The following is a 6755-nucleotide window of genomic DNA, read 5'->3' on the forward strand; positions in this document are numbered from 1 at the left end:
ATGAGTTGTATCGATTCCCTGGCGACACCCCTCAAGAAAGTGCGTCACCAGTTGCTGTATCTGATCTACGGCAACCAGGACGTCTACCGCCGCGAAGCCAAGTTCAGCATCCTCACGGTGCTGTCCCAGGCCAAGGACGGCAAGCTCCCGGCGATCAGGATTCTGACCGACCGCCCGCAAGACTACGCCGGCTGGCCGGTCGATACCGTGTTGCTCGACGAAGCGACCCTGACGCGCTGGCAAGGCGTGCACGGCTACCACCATCGGCGCAAGGCCTGCGCCATCGCGGCCGGCATGCAGCTGGCGGAGAAAACACTGTTCGTCGACACCGACACGCTGTTCACCAGCCACCCGCAGCGCCTCTTTGAATTGATCGAGGCGAACCGCTCGGTGATGGATCGCTTCGAGTACGACTGGCAAGACGTCCACGAACGCCGCGATTACCTGAAACTCGGTCGCGACCTGCGTGCTCACGGCGTGACGCCGGACAACGGCTTCAAGCTCTACAACAGCGGCCTGTGCGGCATCACCGAAAGCGACTCAGCACTGTTTGAAGAGTCGATCCGGCTGATTGATGAATGGACGGCGGGCGGTTTCGAGATTCACACCATCGAGCAGATCGCCCTGTCGTACGCCATGCGCGGGCGTGAGGTGGTGGAAGCGCGCAAGCACGTTTATCACTACTTCGCCGAGAAGCGCTTCTTCCACGCGATGCAGACGTACTTCTTCTCTCAGCATGGCGAAACGTTCAGCCAGCGCCTGGTTGATTTGTGCCGCGATGTGCCACGGGTCAAGCCGTTCCCTTCGGCCTGGCAGCGCCTGAAAATCAAATGGAAACTGCGCAACCAGAGCGGCGCCATGCGCAAGGTCGCGCGCGATCTGCTGTACGGCAGTGCCGCACCGGAAGATCCGTACTACAGCGCTTGTCGGCATGAATGGTGGGAATGCGCCTCGCGGGAGATTCTGCGCTGGGACGAAAGCCGGCAGAAGAAACTGCTGAACCAGAGTCGCTGGCCAAAACAGCTGCCGCGTCCGGACAAACCTGAAGACGAAAAAGTCATCATGAACTACCTGAAGAAACGCGTACTCACCCCCCGCTGACACCGCTCCCTTTGTAGGAGCAAAGCTTGCTCGCGAAAGCGCTCAGTCATTCAGCAAAGATGTTGCTGACCCGACGCCTTCGCGAGCAAGCTCGGCTCCTACAGGATTGGCGGGTATTAAACGAAGCAGGCATCAGGCAGCCCCCTCAGGGTTTGTGTTGGCCAACAACGACCGCATGTCATGTCCAAACCCTCTGGCCGATGCGTTAAACTCCCGGCCATTGCTGTCTGGAGCTTCTTATGCGCGAAGAGTTGAACCAAGGCCTGATCGACTTCCTCAAGGCCTCCCCTACCCCGTTCCACGCCACTGCCAGTCTTGTTCAGCGTCTGGAGGCCGCCGGTTTCGTGCGCCTCGACGAGCGCGAGCCGTGGAACACCGAGGCCAACGGCCGCTATTACGTCACCCGCAATGACTCCTCGATCGTCGCGATCAAAATGGGTCGCCACTCGCCACTGCACGGCGGCATTCGCCTGGTTGGCGCGCACACCGACAGCCCGTGCCTGCGGGTCAAGCCGCAACCGGAACTGCAACGCCAGGGTTTCTGGCAATTGGGCGTTGAAGTCTATGGCGGTGCGCTGCTGGCGCCGTGGTTCGACCGCGATCTGTCGCTGGCCGGGCGCGTGACCTTCCGCCGCGACGGCAAGGTCGAAAGCCAACTCATCGACTTCAAGGCACCGATCGCGATCATTCCCAACCTGGCCATTCACCTCAACCGTGAAGCCAATCAGGGCTGGGCGATCAATGCGCAGACCGAACTGCCGCCGATCCTCGCGCAATTCGCCGGTGACGAGCGCGTCGACTTCCGCGCCGTGCTCACCGATCAACTGGCCCGTGAACACGGCTTGAATGCCGACGTGGTGCTGGATTACGAGCTGAGTTTCTACGACACACAAAGTGCTGCGGTCATTGGCCTGAACGGCGATTTCATTGCCGGCGCGCGCCTCGACAACCTGCTGTCGTGCTACGCCGGCCTGCAAGCGCTGCTCACCGCCGAAACCGACGAAACCTGCGTGCTGGTGTGCAACGATCACGAAGAAGTCGGCTCCTGCTCGGCCTGCGGTGCCGATGGCCCAATGCTTGAGCAGACCCTGCGTCGCCTGCTGCAGGAAGGTGACGAATTCGTCCGCACCATTCAGAAATCCCTGTTGGTCTCGGCCGACAACGCCCACGGCGTGCACCCCAACTACGCCGAGAAACACGACGCCAACCACGGCCCGAAACTCAACGCCGGCCCGGTGATCAAGGTCAACAGCAACCAGCGCTACGCCACCAACAGCGAAACCGCTGGCTTCTTCCGCCACCTGTGCATGGCCGAAGAAGTGCCGGTGCAGAGCTTCGTGGTGCGCAGCGACATGGGCTGTGGCTCGACCATCGGCCCGATCACCGCCAGCCACCTGGGCGTGCGCACCGTCGACATCGGCTTGCCGACGTTCGCCATGCACTCGATCCGCGAACTGTGCGGGAGCCACGACCTGGCGCACCTGGTCAAAGTGCTGAGCGCGTTCTACGCCTGCCAGGAACTCCCGTAACCCTCTGTAGGAGCTGCCGCAGGCTGCGATCTTTTGATGTTGTTTTCCGAGATCAAAAGATCGCAGCCTGCGGCAGCTCCTACACGGGTAAAGCCACTAGACTTACATCATTCATTTCGACAAGGCAGTCTCCATGATCTCGATGTCTTCGTTTCACGCCATGCTCGTCCCGATCCTCACCGGGATGATCCTGCTGGCAGTCGGCTTCAACTTCCGTGACAAGAACGCTGGCGTTTTCGCCATGTGGATCGGCATGCTGATGATCCTCGCCACCGTGATCTACAAGATCCTCGCCAAACTCAACGAATAATCGGCGACGGCTCGCATTGATTGGGTGGGCCTCGTACACTCCAGCGAATCCGCCCCTTGCGAGGTTGACCGCCTAGTGTTTGCTCGTCTTTTTGCTTTGCCCAGTCTGTTCCTCGTCTGCCTGATGACGCTGCTGCCGCTGGCGCCCGCCCACGCGGTCGGCCTGCCGGGCCTGCTCAACACCAACAAAGCCCAGCCCGAAGCACAGGAACCGCTCGGCCAGTCCCTCGACGAAGTCATCAAGTCGCTGGAGAACGACAAGCAACGCGCGCAGTTGCTGACCGACCTGAAGAAGCTGCGCGACGCCACCAAAAAAGCTCAGGCCAACCCGGAAGAAGGCGTGCTCGGCCTGATCGGCGGCACCCTCGCCAGCTTTGAAAAACAATTCACCGGTGCCGACAGCCCGCTCAACCGCTGGGGCAACGAGTTCGACCTGGCCAAGGACGAACTCAGCGGCATGATGTTGCCGGCCAACGAATGGCTGCCAATCATCTTCGGTTTCGCCATGATCCTGATGGTCTGGAGCTTGCTCGCCGCCGCGCTGATCTGGCTCGGGCATCGTGTGCGCATGCGCTTCGGCCTCACCGAAGAACTGCCGCAACATCCCAGGGCGCTCGACATGCTGCGCTTCGCTTTGCGCAAGCTCGGGCCGTGGCTGATCGCGTTGGTGATGACGGTTTACATGAGCTACGCGTTGCCGTCTTCACTGGGCAAAAGCCTGGCGATGGTGCTGGCGTATGCGCTGGTGGTCGGCACCTGTTTCTCGGCGATCTGCGTGATTGCCTTTTCCCTGCTCGACGGCCCGCACCGCCATCGCGCGTTGTACATCCTTCGTCATCAGGCGTTCCGGCCGCTGTGGCTTATCGGCAGTTTCGCCGCGTTCGGTGAAGCCCTGAATGATCCGCGCCTGATCGAAAGCCTCGGCGTGCATCTGGCCCACACCGCCGCAACCGTCGCCAATGTGCTGGCGGCACTGTCGACCGGCCTGTTCATCCTGCGTTTCCGCCGACCGATTGCCCACCTGATCCGCAACCAACCGTTGTCGCGACGCCTGACTCGCCGCGCCCTCAGCGACACCATCGAAATCCTCGGGACCTTCTGGTACGTGCCGGCGCTGGTGCTGGTCGGTATTTCGCTGTTCGCCACGTTCGTTTCCGCTGGCGACACCAGCACAGCCTTGCGCCAGTCACTGATCTGTACCGTGCTGCTGGTGATGTGCATGGTGATCAACGGCCTCGTCCGCCGCCATTCGCTGAAGCCGCAACGCGGACCGAAACGCCACGCGCTCTACTCCGAACGCCTGAAGAGCTTCTTCTACACCCTCGCGCACCTCGTGGTGTGGCTGGTCTTCATCGAGCTCGGCCTGCGCGTGTGGGGCCAGTCGCTGATCGGTTTCGCCGAAGGTGAAGGGCATGACGTCAGCGTCAAACTGTTCAGCCTGATCGGCACACTGATTTTCTCCTGGCTGGTCTGGATCCTCGCCGACACCGCCGTGCATCACGCCCTCACCCGCTCGCGCAAAGGCCTGGCCAACGCCCGCGCGCAAACGATGATGCCGCTGATTCGCAACGTGCTGTTCGTGGCGATCTTCATCATCGCGCTGATCGTCGCGCTGGCGAACATGGGCATGAACGTCACGCCACTGCTGGCCGGTGCCGGCGTGATCGGTCTGGCCATCGGTTTCGGTGCGCAGTCGCTGGTCGCGGACTTGATCACTGGTTTGTTCATCATCATCGAAGACTCGCTGGCAATTGATGACTACGTCGACGTCGGCGGCCACCTCGGCACCGTCGAAGGCCTGACCATTCGCACCGTGCGCCTGCGCGACATCGACGGCATCGTCCACACCATCCCGTTCAGCGAAATCAAAAGCATCAAGAACTACTCGCGGGAATTCGGCTACGCAATCTTCCGCGTCGCGGTGCCGTACAACATGGAAATCGACGACGCGATCAAACTGATGCGCGAAGTCGGCCAGAAGATGCGCACCGACCCGCTGCAACGACGCAACATCTGGTCGCCGCTGGAAATTCAGGGTGTCGAAAGTTTCGAGTCCGGCAGCGCGATTCTGCGCGCCCGGTTCAAGACCGCGCCGATCAAACAGTGGGAAGTGTCCCGCGCCTTCAACCTCTCGCTCAAACGCCATCTCGACGAGGCCGGACTCGATCTGGCAACACCGCGCATGAGCGTGCAAGTGATCACTGCCGGTGGCGGCCAGCCGAAGGAATAGCACTCACGTGCGCGGTTGCAGTCACAGGCAGGGAAGCCCGAACAACAACAATCAAGGAGAACCCGATGCCACTGACGCGCATTGCCCAAGCCGTTCTACTCACACTGTTCGCCAGCCACGCCGGCGCCGCGACGCTGGAAAGCACCCGCACCACAATCGCCGAACAGGCGCAAAAGCTCGAACCGGAACTGCTGGAAACCCGCCGCGACATCCACGCTCATCCGGAACTCGGCAACACTGAAAAACGCACCGCCGAACTGGTCGCCAAACAACTCAAAGCCATGGGCCTGGACGTCAAAACCGGCGTCGCCCGCACCGGCGTGGTCGCCGTACTCAAAGGTGCCCTGCCCGGCCCGACCGTGGCCCTGCGCGCCGACATGGACGCGCTGCCGGTCAAAGAAGTCTCCGACCTGCCTTTCGCCTCGAAAGCCAAAGGCACCTACCTCGACAAAGAAGTCGACGTCATGCACGCCTGCGGTCATGACGCCCACACCGCGATCCTGCTGAGCACGGCGAAAATTCTCTCGGGCATGCGCGACACATTACCCGGCACCGTGGTGTTCTACTTCCAGCCCGCCGAAGAAGGCCCAAGCGACTTCATCCCCGACGGCAAAAACACCTGGGGCGCGAAAATGATGGTCGAGGAAGGCGTGATGAAATCACCGAAACCCGACGCGGTATTCGGCCTGCACGTCTGGGCCGGCGTCCCCGCCGGCCAGATCGCCTACCGCCCAGGCCCAACGCTGGCCAGCTCCGACGACCTGCGCATCAAAATCCTCGGCAAACAAACCCACGCCGGCCGCCCCTGGGACGGCATCGACCCGATCACCGTCGGCGCGCAAACCATCGTCGGCCTGCAAACCGTGGTCAGCCGCCGCACCGACATCTCTTCTTACCCCTCAGTGGTCAGCATCGGCACCATCAACGGCGGCACCCGCTACAACATCATCCCCGAATCGGTCGACATGAGCGGCACGATCCGCTCCTACGACTACGGCATCCGCCAGAAACTGCACGCCGACGTCCGCCAGACCATCGAAAAAATCGCCGAGAGTGGTGGTGCGAAAGCGGACGTCACCATCATCGAAAAATACGACCCGACGATCAACAACCCAGCCCTCACAGAAAAAATGCTGCCGACATTGAAGTGGGCAGCCAAGGACGACGTGGTGAATGCGCCGCTGGTGGGGGGCGCGGAAGACTTTTCGTTCTATGCCAAGGAAGTGCCAGGGTTGTTTGTGTTTCTCGGCGTGACGCCACGCGACCAAGACATGAGCAAAGCCGCACCGAACCACAATCCGGGATTCTTTGTGGATGAGTCGGCGCTGGTGGTCGGCGTTCGCACCCTGGCCTCACTGGCAACAGACTACCTCTACACCAACGCCCACTGACCTGTAGGAGCTGCCGAGAGCAACGAGGCTGCGATCTTTTGATCTGGGCATTTGAGCGTTCGCCGGAATCAACATCAAAAGATCGCAGCCTTCGGCAGCTCCTACATTTGAATCGAGTTCATCCGCCAGAAACAGGTCGGCTGTCAGGCCGCCATCGCTGGCAAGCCAGATCCCACAGGGATTGAATCCAACCGG

At 61.3% G+C, this 6755-nt stretch carries 6 protein-coding genes; 5 read left to right on the forward strand and 1 reads right to left on the reverse strand.

Going from position 1 to position 6755, the window contains the following annotated elements:
• From ACQ4MY_RS15210 to ACQ4MY_RS15230, 5 genes are all read left to right on the forward strand, one after another.
• Positions 1 to 1101, forward strand: a complete 1101-nt coding sequence (locus ACQ4MY_RS15210; protein WP_440095695.1) for a hypothetical protein — start codon at positions 1 to 3, stop codon at positions 1099 to 1101.
• 239 nt (positions 1102 to 1340) lie between these two features.
• On the forward strand, positions 1341 to 2630 hold the full coding sequence (locus ACQ4MY_RS15215; RefSeq protein WP_440095696.1) for a M18 family aminopeptidase: 1290 nt from the start codon (positions 1341 to 1343) through the stop codon (positions 2628 to 2630).
• Between the two features lie 133 nt (positions 2631 to 2763).
• On the forward strand, positions 2764 to 2940 hold the full coding sequence (locus ACQ4MY_RS15220; protein ID WP_008083838.1) for a hypothetical protein: 177 nt from the start codon (positions 2764 to 2766) through the stop codon (positions 2938 to 2940).
• A 75-nt stretch (positions 2941 to 3015) separates the two neighbouring features.
• Entirely contained in the window at positions 3016 to 5169 is a 2154-nt protein-coding gene (locus ACQ4MY_RS15225) for a mechanosensitive ion channel family protein (protein ID WP_440095697.1), read from the forward strand.
• 65 nt (positions 5170 to 5234) lie between these two features.
• A complete protein-coding gene (locus ACQ4MY_RS15230) occupies positions 5235 to 6560 on the forward strand; it encodes an amidohydrolase (protein WP_440095699.1) in 1326 nt (441 codons plus the stop codon).
• Here ACQ4MY_RS15230 and ACQ4MY_RS15235 read toward each other — a convergent pair.
• Positions 6522 to 6755, reverse strand: a 234-nt coding sequence (locus ACQ4MY_RS15235; RefSeq protein WP_440095701.1) for a hypothetical protein, incomplete at its 5' end; no start/stop codon positions are given. The two genes, ACQ4MY_RS15230 and ACQ4MY_RS15235, sit on opposite strands and share 39 nt — an antisense overlap.

The sequence above is a fragment of the Pseudomonas sp. SM4 genome (assembly GCF_051913165.1).
GTDB lineage: Bacteria > Pseudomonadota > Gammaproteobacteria > Pseudomonadales > Pseudomonadaceae > Aquipseudomonas.